The 19,195-nt window shown below is 70.4% G+C and carries 20 protein-coding genes; 6 read left to right on the top strand and 14 right to left on the bottom strand.

The window, feature by feature from the left end; translation table 11 throughout:
* The first annotated feature begins 164 nt into the window (after positions 1–164).
* The 4 genes from ACIO3S_RS28495 to ACIO3S_RS28480 all read left to right on the top strand — a co-directional run bounded on the left by ACIO3S_RS28495 (position 165) and on the right by ACIO3S_RS28480 (position 6,445).
* A complete protein-coding gene (locus ACIO3S_RS28495; RefSeq protein WP_400469963.1) occupies positions 165–1,337 on the top strand; it encodes an ROK family transcriptional regulator in 1,173 nt (390 codons plus the stop codon).
* Between the two features lie 24 nt (positions 1,338–1,361).
* On the top strand, positions 1,362–2,453 hold the full coding sequence (nemA, locus tag ACIO3S_RS28490) for an N-ethylmaleimide reductase (protein ID WP_400469961.1): 1,092 nt from the start codon (positions 1,362–1,364) through the stop codon (positions 2,451–2,453).
* A 63-nt stretch (positions 2,454–2,516) separates the two neighbouring features.
* Complete coding sequence (locus ACIO3S_RS28485) at positions 2,517–4,934, top strand: GH92 family glycosyl hydrolase (RefSeq protein ID WP_400469958.1); 2,418 nt, start codon at positions 2,517–2,519, stop codon at positions 4,932–4,934.
* 41 nt (positions 4,935–4,975) lie between these two features.
* Entirely contained in the window at positions 4,976–6,445 is a 1,470-nt protein-coding gene (locus tag ACIO3S_RS28480; protein ID WP_400469955.1) for an NCS2 family permease, read from the top strand.
* A gap of 22 nt (positions 6,446–6,467) precedes the next feature.
* On the opposite strand, the gene ACIO3S_RS28475 is transcribed toward ACIO3S_RS28480, so the two are convergent.
* The 13 genes from ACIO3S_RS28475 to ACIO3S_RS28415 all read right to left on the bottom strand — a co-directional run bounded on the left by ACIO3S_RS28475 (position 6,468) and on the right by ACIO3S_RS28415 (position 17,214).
* Positions 6,468–7,493, bottom strand: coding sequence for an Atu2307/SP_0267 family LLM class monooxygenase (locus tag ACIO3S_RS28475; protein WP_400469952.1), 1,026 nt, complete (start codon positions 7,491–7,493; stop codon positions 6,468–6,470).
* Positions 7,494–7,505: 12 nt separating this feature from the next.
* Positions 7,506–8,258 (bottom strand): urease accessory protein UreD, encoded by a 753-nt coding sequence (locus ACIO3S_RS28470; RefSeq protein ID WP_400469950.1) that lies wholly within the window; start codon positions 8,256–8,258, stop codon positions 7,506–7,508.
* Positions 8,233–8,964 (bottom strand): urease accessory protein UreG, encoded by a 732-nt coding sequence (ureG, locus tag ACIO3S_RS28465; protein ID WP_400469947.1) that lies wholly within the window; start codon positions 8,962–8,964, stop codon positions 8,233–8,235. Before ureG ends, ACIO3S_RS28470 begins: the two co-directional genes overlap by 26 nt.
* Positions 8,957–9,619 (bottom strand): urease accessory protein UreF, encoded by a 663-nt coding sequence (locus ACIO3S_RS28460; protein ID WP_400469944.1) that lies wholly within the window; start codon positions 9,617–9,619, stop codon positions 8,957–8,959. The genes ureG and ACIO3S_RS28460 overlap by 8 nt, the downstream gene beginning before the upstream one ends.
* Positions 9,620–9,624: 5 nt before the next feature.
* The gene (locus ACIO3S_RS28455; RefSeq protein ID WP_400469941.1) at positions 9,625–11,319 is read right to left on the bottom strand and encodes an urease subunit alpha; all 1,695 of its coding nucleotides are present in this window, start codon (positions 11,317–11,319) and stop codon (positions 9,625–9,627) included.
* Positions 11,319–11,633, bottom strand: a complete 315-nt coding sequence (ureB, locus tag ACIO3S_RS28450) for an urease subunit beta (RefSeq protein WP_400470168.1) — start codon at positions 11,631–11,633, stop codon at positions 11,319–11,321. The genes ACIO3S_RS28455 and ureB overlap by 1 nt, the downstream gene beginning before the upstream one ends.
* Before the next feature lie 13 nt (positions 11,634–11,646).
* Positions 11,647–11,949 (bottom strand): urease subunit gamma, encoded by a 303-nt coding sequence (locus ACIO3S_RS28445; RefSeq protein ID WP_400469938.1) that lies wholly within the window; start codon positions 11,947–11,949, stop codon positions 11,647–11,649.
* Between the two features lie 25 nt (positions 11,950–11,974).
* Entirely contained in the window at positions 11,975–12,652 is a 678-nt protein-coding gene (locus ACIO3S_RS28440; protein ID WP_400469935.1) for an ATP-binding cassette domain-containing protein, read from the bottom strand.
* A complete protein-coding gene (gene urtD / locus ACIO3S_RS28435; RefSeq protein ID WP_400469932.1) occupies positions 12,652–13,419 on the bottom strand; it encodes an urea ABC transporter ATP-binding protein UrtD in 768 nt (255 codons plus the stop codon). Before urtD ends, ACIO3S_RS28440 begins: the two co-directional genes overlap by 1 nt.
* Positions 13,416–14,561, bottom strand: a complete 1,146-nt coding sequence (urtC, locus tag ACIO3S_RS28430) for an urea ABC transporter permease subunit UrtC (RefSeq protein WP_400469929.1) — start codon at positions 14,559–14,561, stop codon at positions 13,416–13,418. The genes urtD and urtC overlap by 4 nt, the downstream gene beginning before the upstream one ends.
* Positions 14,558–15,442 (bottom strand): urea ABC transporter permease subunit UrtB, encoded by an 885-nt coding sequence (urtB, locus tag ACIO3S_RS28425; RefSeq protein ID WP_160022194.1) that lies wholly within the window; start codon positions 15,440–15,442, stop codon positions 14,558–14,560. The genes urtC and urtB overlap by 4 nt, the downstream gene beginning before the upstream one ends.
* A gap of 4 nt (positions 15,443–15,446) precedes the next feature.
* Positions 15,447–16,688 carry an urea ABC transporter substrate-binding protein gene (gene urtA, locus ACIO3S_RS28420; RefSeq protein WP_400469925.1) on the bottom strand — a complete coding sequence of 414 codons (1,242 nt, stop codon included), beginning with the start codon at positions 16,686–16,688 and terminating at the stop codon, positions 15,447–15,449.
* Between the two features lie 127 nt (positions 16,689–16,815).
* Complete coding sequence (locus tag ACIO3S_RS28415) at positions 16,816–17,214, bottom strand: MarR family transcriptional regulator (RefSeq protein WP_350842851.1); 399 nt, start codon at positions 17,212–17,214, stop codon at positions 16,816–16,818.
* Positions 17,215–17,349: 135 nt separating this feature from the next.
* Between ACIO3S_RS28415 and ACIO3S_RS28410 the strand changes: the two genes are divergently transcribed.
* Positions 17,350–18,468 carry a substrate-binding domain-containing protein gene (locus ACIO3S_RS28410; protein WP_400469921.1) on the top strand — a complete coding sequence of 373 codons (1,119 nt, stop codon included), beginning with the start codon at positions 17,350–17,352 and terminating at the stop codon, positions 18,466–18,468.
* Between the two features lie 54 nt (positions 18,469–18,522).
* A complete protein-coding gene (locus ACIO3S_RS28405; RefSeq protein ID WP_400469919.1) occupies positions 18,523–18,945 on the top strand; it encodes a carboxymuconolactone decarboxylase family protein in 423 nt (140 codons plus the stop codon).
* Positions 18,946–18,957: 12 nt separating this feature from the next.
* Here the strand turns inward: ACIO3S_RS28405 and ACIO3S_RS28400 are convergent.
* Positions 18,958–19,195 (bottom strand): HNH endonuclease (locus ACIO3S_RS28400; RefSeq protein ID WP_400469917.1); only part of this gene is annotated, 238 nt, incomplete at its 5' end.

The raw sequence follows: 19,195 nt of genomic DNA, 5'->3' as shown, positions 1-19,195 counted from the left end.
ATCCTCCGGTTGCGCGACCGCCACGTCGGTGTGTGATCTGGGTTACTCGCGGTCGCGTGCCGGGAAAACGTACGCCTCTCTGTTCTGTCCAGTCAACGCATAACACAGGACGTTTTCAACCTGAGATCTGTCGCAAATCGACATAATCACCTACAGTCACGCCCATGACCACTCCGGAATCGCGGCTGCGCGTCGCCAACCGTTCCCAGGTTCTGGACCTGCTGGGACGGTCGGCGCCGGTCAGCCGCGCCGAGCTCGCCCAGCGCACCGGACTCTCCCGCAGCACCGTGTCGAGCATCGTCCAGGAGCTGCTCGCCTCCGAGCAGATCGTCGAGACCACCGGCGCCGCCTTGGCCCGGGGCGGCGGACGACCCCCGTCACTTCTCACCATCAACGGCTCTCCCGGCACCCTCATCGGCGTCGACATCGGCCATCGCCACGTCCGCGTCGCGGTCGCCGACCTCGCCGCGAAGCCGCTCATCGACCACGAGATCCGGCTCGATGTCGACAACTCCGCGGTCGAGACCATCGACCGTGCCGCGGCCCTCGTGCGCGAATGCCTGGCCGAGGTGGACATCGACCCGAAGAAGGACCGCGTCCTCGGCGTCGGCATGGGGATCCCCGGCCCCGTCGACCCGCACAGCGGCATCGTCGTCTCCCCCATCCTCGGGAACTGGATGGACCTGGCCCCGGGCGAGGAGCTCGCCCGCCGCATCGGCCTGCCCGTCCAGATCGAGAACGACGCCAACCTCGGCGCGCTCGCCGAGGTCGAGTACGGCGCCGCGCGCGACGTCGACGACGTCATCTACGTCAAGGCGTCCAGCGGCATCGGCGCCGGCCTGGTCCTCGCCGGCAAGCTCTACCGCGGGATCACCGGGATCGCCGGCGAGATCGGCCATGTCCGTTTCGAGGACAACGGGCCGATCTGCCGCTGCGGCAACCGCGGCTGCCTGGAGAAGGCCTTCGGCGGGTCCCGGCTGGTCGAGCTGCTGCAGCCCGCCTACGACGAGACGCTCACCGTCGAGCGCCTGCTCGAGCTCGCCCAGGAGGGTGACATCCGGGTCAACCGGATCCTCGACGACGCCGGCCGCGCGGTCGGCCGCGTGCTGGCCGACCTGTGCAACCACCTCAACCCGGCGCTGATCGTGGTGGGCGACACGATGCGCCAGTCGGAGTCCTTCGTCCTCGGCATCAAGGACTCGATCGACCGCTTCACCCAGCCCGACACGGCTGCCGCGCTCGACGTGGTCCCCAGCGAGCTCGGCGACAACGCGGGCGTCATGGGGGCGCTGGTCATCGCCGGCTCGACCGCTCCGGCGTCGCCGGGAACAATATGAGCGCTCGCTTACGTTGAGCACCTCGTGACTTCACTCTTCTCGCAGCTGAGCCTGGGTTCGACAACCCTCCCCAACCGCGTCCTGATGGCGCCACTGACCCGGATGCGTGCCAGCCGGCCCGGCGACGTACCCAACCCGCTGATGGCCGACTACTACCGGCAGCGCGCCTCGGCCGGGCTGATCGTGTCCGAGGGCACCCAGATCTCGCCGCAGGGCAAGGGCTACATGGACACCCCGGGCATCTACTCGGCCGAGCAGGTCGAGGGCTGGCTACACGTCACCGACACCGTCCACGAGGCGGGCGGCCGGATCGCGGCACAGCTGTGGCACACGGGCCGGGTCTCCCACGAGTCCTTCCACGACGGCAACCTCCCGGTCAGCGCCTCGGCGCTCCCCTACCGCAACCGCACGACCGTACGCGGCGAGGACGGCACCCCGACCCGGGTCAGCTGCCCCACGCCCCGCGCCCTGGAGACCTCCGAGATCGCCGGTGTGATCGACGACTACCGTCGCGCCACCCGCAACGCCCGCGAGGCCGGCTTCGACCTCGTCGAGATCCACGCCGCCCACGGCTACCTGCTCCACCAGTTCGCCAGCGCGAGCAGCAACGAGCGCACCGACTCCTACGGCGGCTCCCTCGAGAACCGTGCCCGGCTCGCTCTCGAGGTGCTCGACGCCGTCATCGACGCGTGGGACGCCGAGCACGTCGGCATCCGGATCTCCCCGATCGGCTCGTTCAACGGCCTCGAGGACCCCGAGGGCGCTGAGATGGGCCTCCACCTGGCGACCGAGATCGGCAAGCGCGGCATCGCCTTCCTGCACCTGTCCGAGCCCGACTGGGCCGGCGGTCCGGAGCTGACCGACGACTACCGCAAGCAGCTGCGCACCGCGCACCCCGGCCCGATCGTGGGCGCCGGCTCCTACACCCCCGAGAAGGCCGCCCGCCTCCTCGAGGCCGACCTGATCGACGCCGCCGCGTTCGGGCGTACGTTCATCGCGAACCCGGACCTGCCCCGGCGCCTCGCGGAGAGCCTCCCGCTCAACGAGCCCGACCTGTCGACCTTCTACGGCGGCGGCGAGGCCGGCTACACCGACTACCCCGAGTGGACTGCCTGAGTTCAACTCGCTCTCACCTGAACCCGCACGGCGGAGGACGTTCCTCTGGAATCGTTCTCCGCCATGCGGGTTCTCGCGACGTGTGCCTTGTCCCTCGCGCTGCTCGGCGGCGCCTTCACTCCGTTCTCGGCGGCCCGGGCCGCCGCGCCGCCCGCCGGTGATCCGGTGGCGCTCGTCGACCCGTTGATCGGGTCGTCGAACGGCGGCAACACCTACCCCGGAGCCGTACGCCCCTTCGGGATGCTCTCCTTCAGCCCGACCTCCACGGCGGGCGACCAGACCAACACCGCCGCGTCGAACGGCTACTCCTACGACACCACACGGCTGCGCGGCTTCTCCCTGACCCATGTCAACGGCGCGGGCTGCCATCCCGGCGCCGCCGGGGACGTGCCGATCTTCCCGCACACCGGTGAGATGACCGGCTCGCCCACCGCGGACGTGACCGATGCGACGTACGCCTCGAACTTCAGCCACGCCGACGAGCTGGCCGAGCCGGGGCGCTACCGGCTGGGCCTGGCCAACGGCGCCGAGGTCGACACCGCGGTGACCACGCGAGCCTCGGTCAGCGACCTGACCTTCCCGGCCGACAAGCCTGCGAACCTGCTCTTCCGCACCTCCAACTCGCTCAACGGCAGCGAGACGGCGGTGACGCGGATCGACGAGGCGAAGCGGACGGTCAGCGGCTCGGTGCTCACCGGCGCCTTCTGCGGCCGGCGCGGCAACGGCGGCGGGAGCAACAAGCGCTCCTACTACCGGCTCTACTTCACCGCGCAGTTCGACCGCGGCTTCTCCGGCCACGGCACCTGGGTCAACGGCGAGCTCCAGCCGGGCTCGACCGAGGCGCGGGGCGGTGAGGGCTACGAGACCGGCGCCGCCCGCCAGGGCCAGGGCTCGGGCGGGTACGTCTCGTTCGACCCGAGCCGTGACCAGAGCGTGCGGATGCGGATCGGGATCTCCTACACCAGCCAGTCCGCCGCCGAGGCCAACCTCGCCGCCGAGATCGGGCGACGCGACACCGTCTCCTCCATCGCCGCGGAGGCCACGGCCGAGTGGCGCCGGGCGCTCTCCTCGATCGAGGTCTCCGGTGGCACCGACGAGGAGCAGACCGCCTTCTACACCGGCCTCTACCACTCCTACCTGCAGCCCAACGTGATCTCCGACGTGGCCGGCACCTACTGGGGCAGCGACCAGGAGGTCCACCGGATCGAGCGCGGCCAGCAGGCGCAGTACGGCAACTTCTCGGGCTGGGACCAGTACCGGGCCCACACCCAGCTGCTCGCGCTCCTGGAGCCGCGGGTGGCCGGTGACTTCGCCCGCTCCCTGCACGCCTACTCCCGCCAGCACGGCGGCGTCTGGGACCGCTGGGTCCACCTGAGCGGCTGGACCCATGTGATGACCGGCGACCCGAGCGCGCCCACGCTGGCCGGCTTCTACGCGCTCGGGGTGCGCAACTTCGACGCTCGAGGCGCCTACGACTCCCTGGTCCGCCAGGCCACGGTGCCGCACCCCGACGGTCTGTCCAGCTACGGCTGCCCCGGGCAGTGCATCGGCCAGCGGCCGAACCTGGCCGAGTATCTCGCCAAGGGGTACGCACCCCAGGACACCTGTCGATGCTGGGGCGGCGCCGCGGAGACCCTCGAGGACTCCGTCGCCGACTACGCGCTCGCCGACTGGGGCCGCCGCCTCGGCGCCTCCGCTTCCCAGACGGACTCCCTGATGGAGCGGGCCGGCTGGTGGCAGCACACGTTCAACCCGGCCGCCACGCCCGAGGGCGGCTATCAGCAGGCCCGCAACGCCGACGGGAGCTGGGTCGGTGGCTTCACGCCGTCGACGCAGACCGGCTTCGCGCAAGGGAGCAGCGCGACGTACACCTGGATGGTGCCGCACGACGTCGCTCGCCTGGCGGAGGCCGTCGGTGGGCGGGAGCGGGCGATCCAGCGGCTGGACGCGTTCTTCCACAAGGCCGACGGCTCCTGGCAATACACCGGCGGCGACGCGCTGCGCTACGACCCGACCAACGAGCCCGGCATCCACGTCCCGTGGATGTACAACGCGCTCGGCGCGCCCTGGAAGACCCAGGAGACGGTCCGCGCCATGGCCGACCTGGCCTATGGCACCGGCCCACGCGGCCTGCCCGGCAACGACGACCTCGGCACCATGTCGGCGTGGTACGTCTTCTCCGCGATGGGCATCTACCCGCAGGACCCCGCCCGCGCCGAGATGCTGCTCTCCAGCCCGATCTTCGAGCGGGTGGTGATCCACCGCGGCAACGGCGTCGACATCACCATCGAGTCCCCCGGCGCCGGCGCCGAGAACATCTACGTCCAGTCCGTCACCCTCGACGGGCGGGAACGTACGCAGTCCTGGTTGCCCGAGTCGGTGATGACCCGCGGCGGCACCGTCCGCATCGACGTCGCCTCCGAGCCGAACCGCGCGTGGGGCACAGCCGAGGCGGACCTCCCGATCTACCACACCGACTGACCCACACCACCAGCGACGCCTCACGCCCCGCATCTGCGAAGATGCGGGGCGTGAGCACCTCGACCCCAGCACGTACCAACGCTCTTGACCGGTTCTTCCAGATCAGTGCGCGTGGCTCGACGGTCGGGCGGGAGGTGCGAGGTGGGGTGGTCACCTTCTTCACGATGGCCTACATCGTCGCGCTGAACCCGCTGATCCTCGGGTTCGCGGAGGACGTCAACGGCGACCTCCTCGGCGGCAACGGCGGCGACAACCTGGCCGCGATCGCGGCGGGTACGGCGCTGGTGGCGGGCGTGATGACGATCCTGATGGGCGTCGTGGCCAACTACCCGCTGGCGCTGGCGACCGGGCTCGGGCTCAACGCGTTCGTGGCCTTTTCGATCGCGAGCCAGATGACCTGGGCCGACGCGATGGGGCTGGTGGTGATCGAGGGTCTGGTGATCCTCGTGCTGGTGCTGACCGGGTTCCGCGAGGCCGTCTTCCACGCCGTGCCGCGTGAGCTAAAGACCGCGATCTCGGTCGGCATCGGTCTGTTCATCGCGTTGATCGCCTTCGTCGATGCCGGGGTCGTGCGCCGCATCCCCGACGCCGCGAACACGACCGTTCCGGTGCAGCTGGGTCCGACGGGGCAGCTCGCTGGCTGGCCGGTGCTGGTCTTCGTGATCGGCCTGGTCCTGGTGATCACGCTGTGGGTGCGCAAGGTGCGCGGCGCGATCCTGATCTCGATCGCGGCGACCACGGTGCTCGCGATCGTCGTCGAGGCGATCGCCGGGATCGGCAAGGGCAGCGCAGAGAACCCGACCGGCTGGGCGCTCAACGTGCCGGCCTTCCCGGACAAGATCGTCGACTGGCCCTCGTTCGCGACGCTGGGCGAGTTCAACCTGCTCGGCTCCTTCGAGAACGTCGGCATCGTGACCGCGGTGCTGCTGGTCTTCACGCTCATGCTCGCCGACTTCTTCGACACCATGGGCACGATGACCGCGATCGGCTCCGAGGCGGGGCTGCTGCGTGCGGACGGCACTCCGCCGCGTACGCGCTCGATCCTGGTCGTCGACTCGCTGGCCGCCGCGGCCGGTGGCGCCGGTGGCGTCTCGTCCAACACCTCCTACGTCGAGTCGGCCTCCGGCGTCGGCGAGGGCGCCCGCACCGGTCTGGCGGCGGTCGTGACCGGTGTGCTCTTCCTGCTCACCACGTTCCTGTCCCCGCTCGTCGAGATCATCCCGTCGGAGGCGGCGGTGCCGGCCCTCGTCCTGGTCGGCTTCCTGATGATGCAGCAGGTCAAGGACATCAACTGGGCCGACGTGGACATCGCCATCCCGGCGTTCCTGACGATCGCGCTGATGCCGTTCACCTACTCGATCTCGGTCGGCATCGGCGCCGGCTTCCTGGCGTTCGTGCTCATCAAGATCGTCCGCGGCAAGGCCAAGACCGTCCACCCGCTGATGTGGCTGGTCGCGGTCATGTTCGCCGTCTACTTCGCGATCCACCCGATCTCGAGCTGGCTGGGCTGACCAGGAGCTGGGCTGACCCGGCTCAGCCCAGCATGTCCTTGACGAGCGGCACGACCTGGGTGCCGTAGAGCTCGATCGAGCCCATCAGGTCCTCGTGGCGCACCTGGCCCTGGTCGTACTTCAGGTCGAAGCGGTCGACGCCGAGCACCTTGATGGTGCCGGCCAGCTTCCTGGCGACCGTCTCCGGCGAGCCGACGTAGAGGGACCCGCCCTCGATCTCGCGCTCGAAGTCGCCGGGCGAGGGCGGCGGCCAGCCGCGCTCACGACCGATCTGGGTGCGCATCGCGAGCCAGCCCTCGTAGACGGTCTCGCGCGCCAGCTCGTCCGTCGCCGCGACGAACCCGGGCGAGTGGACGGCGACGCGCTGGCGCTGCACGCCGAACTCGTCCTGGGCGCGCTCGAAGAGGTCGATGTAGGGCACGAACCGGTCGGCGGGACCGCCGATGATCGCCAGGAAGAGGCCGAAGCCGTGGCGGGCGGTGCGTACGACCGACTCCGGGCTCCCGCCGACGCCGACCCATGCGGTCAGGCCGTTCTCCGTGCGCGGGAAGACCTCCTGGTCGGTGAGCGCCGCGCGGGTGCGCCCCTCCCAGGTGACCTTCTCCTCCTTGAGCAGGGCGGCGAGCAGCTCGAGCCGCTCCTCGAAGAGCTCCTCGTAGTCGGCGAGGTCGAAGCCGAACAGCGGGAACGACTCGGTGAACGAGCCACGCCCGGCGACGATCTCCGCGCGGCCCTGGGAGACGGCATCGAGGGTGGCGAACCGCTCGAAGACCCGCACCGGGTCGTCGGAGCTGAGCACCGTCACCGCGGAGCCGAGCCGTAGCCGCTCGGTGCGGGAGGCGACCGCGGCGAGCACCATCTCCGGGCTGGAGACGGCGAAGTCGCGGCGGTGGTGCTCGCCCACGCCGAAGAAGTCGAGCCCGACCTGGTCGGCCAGCACGCCCTCCTCGACGATGTTCCGGATCACCTGCGCGTGGTGCTGCGGCTTGCCCTCGGCGTCGCGGGTGACCCCGCCGAAGGTGTCCAGGCCGAACTCGATGTCAGTCACGCCGTTGAAACATCAACCAGTCGTGGCGCATTCCCAGGGTCCGGCCGGGACCTCGTGGGTCTCGCCGGCCAGGTGGCGCCACAGGGTGCCGCCGCACTCCAGGTCGAGACGTCCGTCGGGGCAGGCGTCGGGCGGTACGTCCCCGCCGAGCACCGTGACCGACGCGAGCACGCGATGCGGACCCAGGAGTCCGGGCGCCAGCGAGCTCGCGTCCAGGTCGAGGGACTCAACCAGGAGCGGGCACCCGTCGTCCAGATGGGCCGACCAGGTGGTGGCCACCCGGCCGGGTCGTTCGCCGTGACGGCCGAGGACGAGGGTCTCACGCAGGGCGAGCCTCGCCGTGGGAGCGAGGGTGACCCGGGTGTCGCGGGTGACGTCGGCGCCGGCGGAGACCACGAAGGGCTCCCCCGCCCAGACCAGGCTGGCGTTGGCGGCGAGGGTGATCGCGACCGTCCAGGACGCGTGGCCGCCGTCCATGTCGTAGGCGACCGTCCCGGCCGGCTCGACCAGGGTCAGGCTGGCGCCCTCCCCCACCTCCACCTCGACCGTGACCTGGTCGCCGGCGAGGAGCATCGCGCCGTCGGGGACCAGCGAGATCCGCGCCGAGCGGGCGTCGCTGGCGAGCAGCATCGGACGCAGCGCCGGAGCCGTCGCGGGTCCGGTGACGTCGGTCTCCACGCGCACCCGGCCGCCGTCGACCGCCCCGACCCGCACCCGGGTCAGGGAGCCGCTGGCGGTCTCAGGCGTGCTGATGGTCGTGGTCATGGGTGTGGACATGGCTGGTGCCGTCCGCGTGGAAGTGGGGCGCCATCGGCCCCGGGTCGGCCGGAACCAGGGCGCCGCCGCGGTGCCGGGCCAGCTCGGACCTCACCCACGTCACCAGCGCCTCCACCGAGGCCGGATCGGTGCGCGAGAGCGCGATGACCGGACGGCCCTCACGCACCGACCCCGCGTCGGAGACCATCGCGACCGGGTCGACACCGACGTACGGGGCCAGGTCGGTCTTGTTGACCACGAGCAGGTCGGCGCGCTCGATGCCGGGGCCGCCCTTGCGGGCGACGTCGCCGCCGCCGGCGACGTCGATCAGGAAGATCTGGGTGTCGACCAGCGCCGGGGAGAAGGTGGCGGTGAGGTTGTCGCCGCCGGACTCGACCAGGACCACGTCCAGCGGCGCGAAGTCCTCCTCGAGCTCCTCGACGGCGATCAGGTTGGCGGTGACGTCGTCACGGATCGCGGTGTGGGGGCAGGCGCCGGTCTCGACGGCCCGGATGCGGGCCGGGTCGAGCACACCGGCGGAGCGGAGGAAGCGGGCGTCCTCGTCGGTGTAGATGTCGTTGGTGACTACGCCGATCTCCAGATCGGCGGACAGCTCCCGGCACAGGAGCGCGATGAGCGAGCTCTTGCCGGTCCCGACCGGACCGCACACGCCGATGCGCAGCCCCCTGTCGTTCTTCGTCGCGTTTTCAGGCACTGAACAACCTCCTGGTCGTGTGGGCGTGGGTCTGGGCCCACAGGTCTAGCTGGGGCGCGCTGGGCGCCGGGATGTCTTGGGGATCGGTGAGTGGGGCGACCTCCGTGGCGAGCCGGTCGGCCTCGGGGAGCAGCTCGTGCACCCACGAGGTGGCGTCGAGCGGGTCGAGGGGCAGCAGCTTGAGGGATGCCGAGGCGACGGTCTGCAGGTCGTCGTACGCCACCAGCCGGCCCAGCGAGGCCGGCGCGATGCCACCGGTGGCGCCCGCGGCGGCCAGGACGAGTGGGCGGCAGGGACGCCCGATCCCGGCCACCTCCGTGACGTGCGGCGAGTCCGGGAACAGGCGTTTGACCAGCCGCAACAGCGCGCGGCCGAGGGTGCGCGAGGTGTCGCGCATCGGGGCCGCGGGCGTGCGGGCCGCCCAGGCGTCGTAGACCGGCTCCAGCGGCAGACCGGCGCGCAGCCGGTGCAGCGCGACCACCGCCGTGCCCGCCTCGACCCGCACGACGCTGGCCAGGCGCGACCGCATGAAGACCGGCACCTGCTCGGCGGTGAGCCCGGAGCGTACGGCTGCCTCCAGCTGGCCCGACTGGGTGTGGCCGGCGACCGGGAGGCGGGCGTCCGAGAGCAGCATCATGAGCAGGTCGTCGGACATCGGGCTCAGAACATCGAGTAGAGCTGCGTCAGCGGCAGCTCGGTGGCGGGGGCGGGCTCGATCAGCTCGCCGTCGACATGGATGCGGAACGTCTCGGGCTCGACCCGGATCTCGGGGGTCACGGAGTTGTTGACCATGTCGGCCTTGCCGATCTCGCGGGTGGGCGAGACTCCGACGAGACGGCGGCGCAGGCCGAGACGGTCGGCCAGGCCGGTCTCCAGCGCGGCCGGCGCGACGAACGAGACCGCGTGGTCCGCTCCCGGCCCCACCAGCGTCGGCCGCATGAGCACCGGCTGCGGGGTCGGGATGGAGGCGTTCGGGTCGCCGAGGGCACCCCAGACCAGGGCGCCGGACTTCATGACGACCTCGGGCCGGATGCCGAAGAACCGTGGGTCCCACAGGACCAGGTCGGCCATCTTGCCGGGCTCCACGGAGCCGACCTCGGCAGCGATCCCGTGGGCGATGGCGGGGTTGATCGTGTATTTGGCGACGTACCTCTTGGCTCTGATGTTGTCCGCCTTCCCACCCAGCGAGCCGAGCCGCGCCTTCATCGCGTGGGCGACCTGCCAGGTGCGGCAGACGACCTCGCCGATGCGGCCCATCGCCTGCGCGTCGGAGGAGGTGATCGAGAGCGCGCCCATGTCGTGCAGCACGTCCTCGGCGGCGATCGTGGTTGCCCGGATCCGGGACTCGGCGAAGGCCAGGTCCTCGGGCACCTGCGGGTTGAGGTGGTGGCAGACCATCAGCATGTCGAGGTGCTCGGCGACGGTGTTGACGGTGTGCGGCAGGGTCGGGTTGGTGGAGCCGGGGATGACGTACGGCAGCGAGGCGACCGAGAGGATGTCGGGCGCGTGCCCTCCCCCGGCGCCCTCGGCGTGGAAGGCGTGGATGGATCGGCCGGCGATCGCGGCGACGGTCGACTCCAGGTAGCCCGCCTCGTTGAGCGAATCCGAGTGGAGCGCGACCTGCAGGCCGTGCTCGTCGGCCGCCTTGAGAGCGGCGTCGATGGCGGCCGGGGTCGAGCCCCAGTCCTCGTGGACCTTGTAGGCGGCGGCTCCGGCCAGCGCCTGCTCGGCCAGCGCGGCGGCGGAGACCGTGTTGCCCTTGCCCATCAGCAGCAGATTGACCGGCATGTCGTCGAGCGCGCGATGGACGGTCTCCAGGTGCCACGGGCTGGGGGTGACCGTGGTGGCCTTGGAGCCCTCCGAGGGTCCGGTGCCTCCGCCGCCGACGGTGGTGGTCCCGGTCGAGATCGCCTCGACGATCTGGGAACGGGAGAGGAGGTGGACGTGGATGTCGATCGCCCCGGCGGTGAGGATCTTCCCCTCGCCGCTGACCACGTCGGTGCCGGGCCCGATGATCAGGTCCGGGTGGACGCCGTCGGCGATGTCGGGGTTGCCGGAGCGACCCAGGGCGACGATCCTTCCGCCACGGATCCCCACGTCGGCACGGACGATGCCCCAGTGGTCGAGCACGAGGGCGTTGGTGATCACTGTGTCGAGGGCGCCCTCGGCCGAGGAAACCGTCGACTGGTTCATCGACTCGCGGATCGACTTTCCGCCGCCGAAGACCGACTCCTCGCCACCGGCGGTCAGGTCGTCCTCGACCTCGATCCACAGGTCGGTGTCACCGAGGCGCACCTGGTCGCCGGTCGTGGGGCCGTAGAGCGCCGCGTACTCGCTCCTGCTGATCTCCACCATCACGCCTCCTTGATCTGGATGCCCGGGACACGACGCGCACCCTTGAGCGCGACGATGGCGACCTCCCGGGACGCGCCCGGCTCGAACCGGCGCGAGGTGCCGGCCGGGATGTCGAGCCGGAACCCCTCGGCCGCCTCGCGGTCGAACGCGAGGGCGGAGTTCACCTCGGGGAGGTGGATGTGGGAGCCGATCTGGACCGGCCGGTCGCCGGTGTTGAGGACGACCAACGTACGCCGCTCCGACTCGCTCCGGTCGGTGTTGAGCCGGATGGTGCCGTCGGCGACGCGTACGGCTCCGGGACCGCTGGACTGCATGGACATCTCCGCTTCAGGCGATGGGCTGGTGGATGGTGACGAGCTTGCGGCCGTCGGGGAAGGTCGCCTCGACCTGCACCTCGACGAGCATGTCGACCACATCGGGCATGACCTGCTCGCGGGTCAGCACGCCGCGGCCCTGCGTCATCAGGTCGGAGACCAGGGCGCCCTCACGCGCGCGCTCGATCACCCAGGTGGACAGCAATGCCACCGACTCGGGGTAGTTGAGCAGCACCCCACGGGCGAGCCGGTCGCGAGCGACCATCCCAGCCACGGACAGCAGCAGCTTCTCGGTGTCGGACGGGGTCAGATGCATCTCGCCAACTCTCTGGACGGCCGGCCTAGACGGCCAGCTGGGATCGGACGTGATCGTGCGCCTCGGTGCCGCCGTCACCTCTCGCGGTGATCCGGCCGGACTCGAGGATGTAGTAGGCAGAGGCCGTACGCAGGGCGAACCCGACGTGCTGCTCGACGAGCAGCACGGTGAGGTCGCCGCGACCGGTGAGCTCGGCGATCACCCGCTCGATCTCGGCGACGACGTTGGGCTGGATGCCCTCGGTCGGCTCGTCGAGGATGAGCAGCCGCGGCCTGGTCAGCAGCGTACGCGCGATCGAGAGCTGCTGGCGCTGACCGCCGGAGAGCAGCCCGGCGCGTCGCCCGAGGAGGTCCTTCAACGCCGGGAACAGGTCGATCATCTCGCTGATCCCGGCCCGGTCGCCGACCAGCTGGAGGTTCTCCAGCGCGGTCATGTCGCCGAAGCTCTGCTGGCCCTGCGGGACGTAGCCCAGACCTCGCTTGACCCGTGCGCTCGGTCGCAGCGCGGTGACGTCCTCGCCGTCGAGCAGCACCCGGCCGCTCTTGGCCCGGACCAGCCCGACCGCCGCCTTGAGCAGGGTCGTCTTGCCGGCGCCGTTGTGTCCCATCAGCGCCACTGCGGCGCCGGTCGGAACCTCGAGGCTGACCTCGTGAAGCACGGTGGTGCGGCCGTAGCCGCCGGTGACCGATTCGATCCTCAGCATCAGGCGTCCTCCCCTGTTCCCGCGCTCGTCTCGGTCACCCCGGCGACGGTGTCACCCAGGTAGACCCGTTGCACCTCGGCGTCGGCCCGGATCTCGGCAGCCGTGCCCTCCGCGATCACCTTCCCGGCATGCAGGACGGTGACGACGTCGGCGAACCGGCGGACGAAGTCCATGTCGTGCTCGATGACCACGACCGTCCGCTCCGGGCTGATCCGGCGCAGCAGTTCCCCGGTCTCCTCGCGCTCCTCGGCCGACATCCCGGCGACGGGCTCGTCGAGGAGCATCACCGAGGAGTCCTGGACCAGCAGCATGCCGATCTCCAGCCACTGCTTCTGCCCGTGCGAGAGCACGCCCGCGGGCCGGTCCGCCAGCTCCGTGAGCCCCACGGTCTCCAGCACCTCGGCGACCTGCTCGGGTGTCCCGCGCCGCGGCAGCATCAGCCGCCACCGCGCCCGGTGCACTCCGGCGGCGATGTCGAGGTTCTGGAGCACGCTCAGCTCCTCGAAGACCGTGGCGGTCTGGAACGTACGTCCCACCCCGAGGCGGGTGATCCGGTGCGATGCCAGCGTGAGCAGATCGCGTGTGCGATAGCGCGCCTCACCACTTCCGCTCGCCAGGCCGGTCAGGGCGTCCACGAGCGTCGTCTTCCCGGCGCCGTTGGGACCGATCAGGAAGTGCAGCCGGCCCGGCTCGAGGGTCAGGGAGACCCCGTCGATCGCCACGAAACCGTCGAACTCGACCCGCAGGTCGCTCACCGTCAGGGTCATCGCGCTGCCGCCTCCTCGGATGCTGACCGAGGTACCTCGGTCTCGCCTTGCTTCCCTCGTGGAACTCCACGAGGAGAGTGATCGTCCACCGAGTTACCTCGGCGAACATTCAGCCGACCGACCAGCCCCAGCAGCTGCGCCAGCCCACCAGGCAACAGCAGGATGACCAGCACGAACAGGGCTCCCTGGAAGTAGGACCACGACCCCGGGAAGGCCTCGGAGAGCGAGGTCTCGGCGTAGCCGACCAGGAGCGCGCCGACGGCCGGACCGAGCAGCGAGGCCCGCCCACCCAGCGCCACCCCGGCCAGCAGCCCGATGGAGGCGACCACGCCGACGTCGTCGGGCGAGACGATCCCGGCGATCGGCACGAAGAGGGCGCCGCCGATCGAGGCGAGGACGGCCGCGATGACGTACGCCGCCAGCTTGACGTTGGCCGGGTCGGTGCCCAGGAACCGCACCCGCTCCTCGCCGTCGCGGACGGCGACCAGCAGCTCGCCGAAGCGGGTGCTGTAGAGCCAGGCCATCACCAGGATCGAGATCAGCAGGATCCCGGCGGCGATGAAGTAGAGCATCCGCTTGTTGGCGGGATCGAACAGGGCGTACCCGAAGAAGCCCTGGAAGTTGTTCAGGCCATTGGCACCGCCAGTGGTCTTCACCTGGCCGACGAGCAGGATCGCGAAGGCGGCGGCGAGCGCCTGGCTCAGGATGGCGAAGTACGCCCCCTTGATCCGCCGCTTGAAGACCGCGAGCCCCAGCAGGCCCGCCACCAGTGCCGGCAGGACGAGGATGACGACCAGCGCGAGCCCGCCGTTGCGCAGCGGCTCCCACCAGGCCGGCACCGTGGCGTCGCCGTAGAGCGCCATGAAGTCCGGCACCCCGCCGGGGCCGGCGTCGGCGAGCTTGAGGTGCATCGCCATCGCGTAGGCGCCGATCCCGAAGTAGAGCCCCTGGCCGAGCACCAGCATCCCGCCACGGCCCCAGGCCAGACCGATGCCGACCGCAGCGATGGCGTAGCAGCAGTACTTCGCGAGCAGGCCGAGGCGGAAGTCGGACAGGACCGCGGGGGCGAGGACGAGCAGGGCGACCGCGAGCAGCAGCCAGCCGACGTACGGATAGGCCCATCTGAGGTTGGAGAGTCTCATGCCAGGCTCCTGGTCCGGACCGAGAGGATGCCCTGCGGGCGCAGCTGCAGGAACGCGACGATCGCCAGGAAGACGATCACCTGGGCGACCGAGCCGGTCAGGGCGTGGGCGAGGAACGCCTGCAGCAGGCCGATCCCGAGAGCCGCCACGATCGTGCCCTTGAGGTGCCCGATGCCGCCGACCACGACCACCAGGAACGCCTGCACGATGTAGGACGTGCCGAGGTTGGGGCCGGTCGACCCGAGCAGCGTGAGCGCCACCCCGGCGACACCGGCCAGGCCGGACCCGATGAAGAAGGTTGCCCGGTCGGTGCGGCGGGTCGAGATGCCGATGGTCTCGGCGAGGTCGCGGTTGCCGACGGTCGCCCGGATCTGCCGCCCGAGGGCGGTGAACCGGAGCACCGCCAGCAGCGCGGCCACGCACGCGGCGGCCAGGACGATGATGAAGAGCCTGGTCAGGGGGAAGTCGTAGCCCAGGATCGGGATCGACCCGTCCAGCCAGCTCGGCGCGGGCACCTCCTTGGCCGGAGCCCCGAAGATGTCGCGCGCGACCTGCTGCAGGACGAGGCCGACGCCGTAGGTGACCAGCAGCGTGTCCAGCGGACGGGCGTACATCCACCGCAGCACGCTCGCCTCGAGCGCCAGCCCGAGCAGCCCGCCGATCACGAACCCCACGGGGAGCGCGATCAGCAGACTCAGCTCGGTGCTGGCGACGATGGTCGAGACGACATAGGCGGTGTACGCGCCGGCCATGATGAACTCGCCGTGAGCCATGTTGATCACGCCCATCTGACCGAAGGTCAGGGTGAGGCCGAGGGCGATGAGGAGCAGGACCGCACCGGCGGAGATGCCGGTGAAGACCTGGGCGAGGAGCGCGTCCAACGGGCTAGTTCTTCCACCAGTCGTAGGACTTCAGGTAGGGGTCCGGCTCGATCGGCTCGTCGCTCGACCAGACCGTGTCGATCAGGCCCTCGGAGTTCACCTGGCCGATGAGCGCGGTCTTGGCGATGTGGTGGTTCTCGCCGTTGACCTCGACGGTGCCCTCGGGCGCGTCGTACGTGACGCCGTCGGAGGCGTCGATGACGTCCTCGACCGCGAACGAGTCCGCCTTCTCGACCATGCCCTTCCACAGGTGCAGCGATGTGTAAGCAGCCTCCATCGGGTCCGAGGTGACCGCCTTGGCGCCGTTGGCGGCCTTGAAGTCGGTCACGAACTTCTGGTTCGCCGGGCTGTCGATGGTCTGGTAGTAGTTCCAGGCCGTGTACTGCCCCTCGAGGTTGCCCACGCCGACGCCCGGGACCTCCTCCTCCGCGATCGAGACCGAGAGCACCGGCATCGCCGAGGCGGTCAGGCCCTTGCCCTTGTACTCCTTGAAGAAGGCCACGTTGGAGTCGCCGTTGAGGGTGTTGAAGACCGCGTCCGCGCCGGCGGCCTTGACCTTGTCGACGACCGTGCCGAAGTCGGTCGAGCCCAGGGGCTGGTACTCCTCACCGAGGACCTCGATGCCGTTGGCGGCTGCGTACTGCTTGATGATCTTGTTCGCCGTGCGCGGGAATACGTAGTCGGAGCCGACCAGGAAGATCGACTCGATCTTCTTCTCCTGCTTGAGGAAGTCGAGAGCGGGGATGATCTGCTGGTTGGTGGTCGCGCCGGTGTAGAAGATGTTGTGCGAGGACTCCAGGCCCTCGTACTGCACCGGGTAGAAGAGCAGCGCGTCGTTGCCCTCGAAGACCGGCAGCATCGCCTTGCGCGAGCTGGAGGTCCAGCCACCGAAGACGGCCGCGACGCAGTCGTCCTGGATCAGCTTGGTCGCCTTCTCGGCGAAGACGGTCGGCTCGGACTGGCCGTCCTCGCTGACGATCTCGAGCTTCTTGCCGAGCACGCCACCGTCGGCGTTGATCTCCTCGGCCGCCATGGACAGGGACTTGAAGACGGTCGTCTCGCTGATCGCCATCGTCCCCGACAGGGAGTTGAGGAAGCCGATCTTGATGGTGTCGCCGCTGGTGTCGACGCAGCTCTCGCTGGTCGCGGAGTCACCGGTCTTGGCGCCGCCGCAGGCGGTCGCGGTCATGCCCAGGGCGAGCACCGAGCTGGCCGCGAGGAGGCGGCTCGAGAATTTCGTACGCACGGGATGGGGGTCCTTCCATCGGACAATTGCTCTCGAATGGAAGGAATCTAGGGACGGGTTGTTTCGCGGATGTGTCGGACCCCGCGACGATTTGTTTCCAGATGGAAACGCCTTCAGTCGGCCGGGCTCAGGGCAGCTTCTCGAGCACGGTACGCAGATCGCGGGCGACCCTGGCGACGGCCTCGGTCTGCTGGCGGGCGCGGATCTCCCGGGCAGCCGAGGCGCCCACCGGCGAGAGCGCGACCACGGCGCGGCGCTTGTCCTCGGCATGGATCTTGCGCAGCACCAGCCCGCGCTCGACCAGCCGGTCGACGTGCCTGGTCAGCGTGCCGGCCGGGAGCGCGGCGCCGTCGGCGAGGCGCGTCATCGTCTGGCCCGGATCGTCGAGCAGCACGCTGAGGATGCGCCACTGCTCCGCGGTGAGGTCGAACTCGGCGTACGCCTCGGCGAGCGCTCGCTCGATCCGGCGCTGTGCCTGGGCGAGCAGCACGGCGAGATCCGTGACGGCCGTCTCGGCCACCTCCATGGCGTCCTCCCACGAATGTCTGCATGGATGCCCGCTGCGCCGAGGGCCCGACTCCCGTACCCTAACCATCCATCGGCTCAATGGTGAGTCATCCGTCCGCTTCAGCTGGTCTGGTTCGTCTGGGAGCAGGTGCCGATGTCTCCGCCGTCGTTCACCCCGGCGCCCCATGCCCTGCTGGGCCTCGCACCGCGTCCGCCGGGGGCACTCTCGATCGCGTTCGTGGTGCCGATGCAGGGCCCGACCGGCATCTACGGCCCAGGCTGCCTCGCCTGCGGCGAGCTCGCCGCCGAGGAGCTCAACGCCGGCGGCGGGATCGCCGGAAGGCCGGTCGAGCTGGTCGCGATCGATGCGGGTCGAGCTCCCCACGAGGTCGCCGCCGAGGTCGCTCGGCTCGTCGAGGTCGGCCGGGTCGATGCCATCGCCGGCTGGCACATCTCCGCCGTACGACAGGCGATCACCGCGCGCGTCGGCGGCCGCGCCCTCTACGCCTTCGCCGCCATGCACGAGGGCGGTGACGACACTCCTGGGGTCTTCATGATCGGCGAGCGCCCGGTCAACCAGCTGCTCCCCGCCACCGCCTGGATGCGCGCCAACCACGGCGTCTCCCGCTGGGCGGTGGTCGGCAACGACTACGTCTTCCCACGCGTCACCGGGTCCACGGCCCGGGCCGCGCTGCGCGGATCGCCCTCGGAGGTCGTGAGCGAGACGTACGTCCCGCTGGGGACCCGTGACTTCGCCGGTGTGCTGCGTGGCCTCGAGGGTGGCGAGCAGGACGGGGTGATCATGCTGCTGATGGGGCAGGACGCCGTGCATTTCAATCGCCAGTTCGCCGCTGCCGGGCTGAGCTCGTCGTTGACCCGGCTGAGCCCCGCGGTCGAGGAGAACACCCTGCTCGCCGGTGGCGCCGGCGCCAACGCCAACGTCTTCGCGGCCGCTGCCTACTTCGACGGCCTCACCACCCCCGAGTCGGCCGACCTGGCCGAGCGCTACTACCGCCGCTTCGGTGAGTACGCGCCCTCGCTCAACGCTGTGGGCGAGTCCTGCTACGAGTCGCTGATGTTCCTGCGCCAGATCGGCGACGCCTGCGGCGGGCTCGAGGTCGAGCCCGCGCTGCGGCTCAGCGACCGCCACAGCTACTCCAGCCCCCGCGGCCTCATGCGGATGCACGGCAACCTGGTCGACCAGGATGTCTACATCGCCGCCGCCGACGGTCTCCGCTTCGAGATCCAGGAGCAGATCGCGTACGCCTCCTGACGCCTGCTTCGGTCCGTTGACTTCGAGTGCGCTCCAACTCCTAGCGTGCGCGGCATGACCTTCGAGAACCCCGCCCAGGACCCCATCTCCCGCGCCGCCCGCCACGACCACGGACGCGAGATCCTCGATGCGATCGACGGCGAGGCCGGTGCTCGAGTCATCGACGCGCTGGCCGACATCGCCCCGGAGCTCGGCCACCAGGTCGTCGCCTGGGGCTTCGGCGAGATCTACGCCCGCCCCGGCCTCGAGCCGCGAGACCGACAGCTCGTCACCCTCGGCATGCTCACCGCCCTGGGTGGCTGCGAGCCCCAGCTCGAGGTCCACATCAACGCCGCCCTCAACGTCGGCCTGACCCCCGAACAGATCATCGAGGCGTTCCTCCACTCCGCGGTCTACTGCGGCTTCCCCCGCGCCCTGAACGCCACCTTCACCGCCAAGAAGGTCTTCGCCGAACGCGACCTCCTCCCCCTCGCCTGAGCGCGACATGGCTCAGGCGGCGAGGGTGTGTTCGAGGAGTACGTCGCGCAGTCCGAACTCGGCTCGGGACCAGGTTGGTGGGGGTTGTGGCCAGATGTCGGGTGGTGGGCTGATGTAGGTGTGCCCGGTGGGCGTGGTGGTGATGATGGTGCCGGCGGGTCCTGGTCTGGCCTGCCAGCCGAGGGCTTCCTTGGCTTGGTTGCACCTCTCGCACAGCCCTTGGAGGTTCTCGGCGCTGGTGGTGCCGCCG

The organism is Nocardioides sp. NPDC087217, from assembly GCF_044744805.1.
GTDB lineage: Bacteria > Actinomycetota > Actinomycetes > Propionibacteriales > Nocardioidaceae > Nocardioides.
Note: the sequence above shows the minus strand (reverse complement) of the source record. Positions and strands in the feature narration are given on the sequence as shown.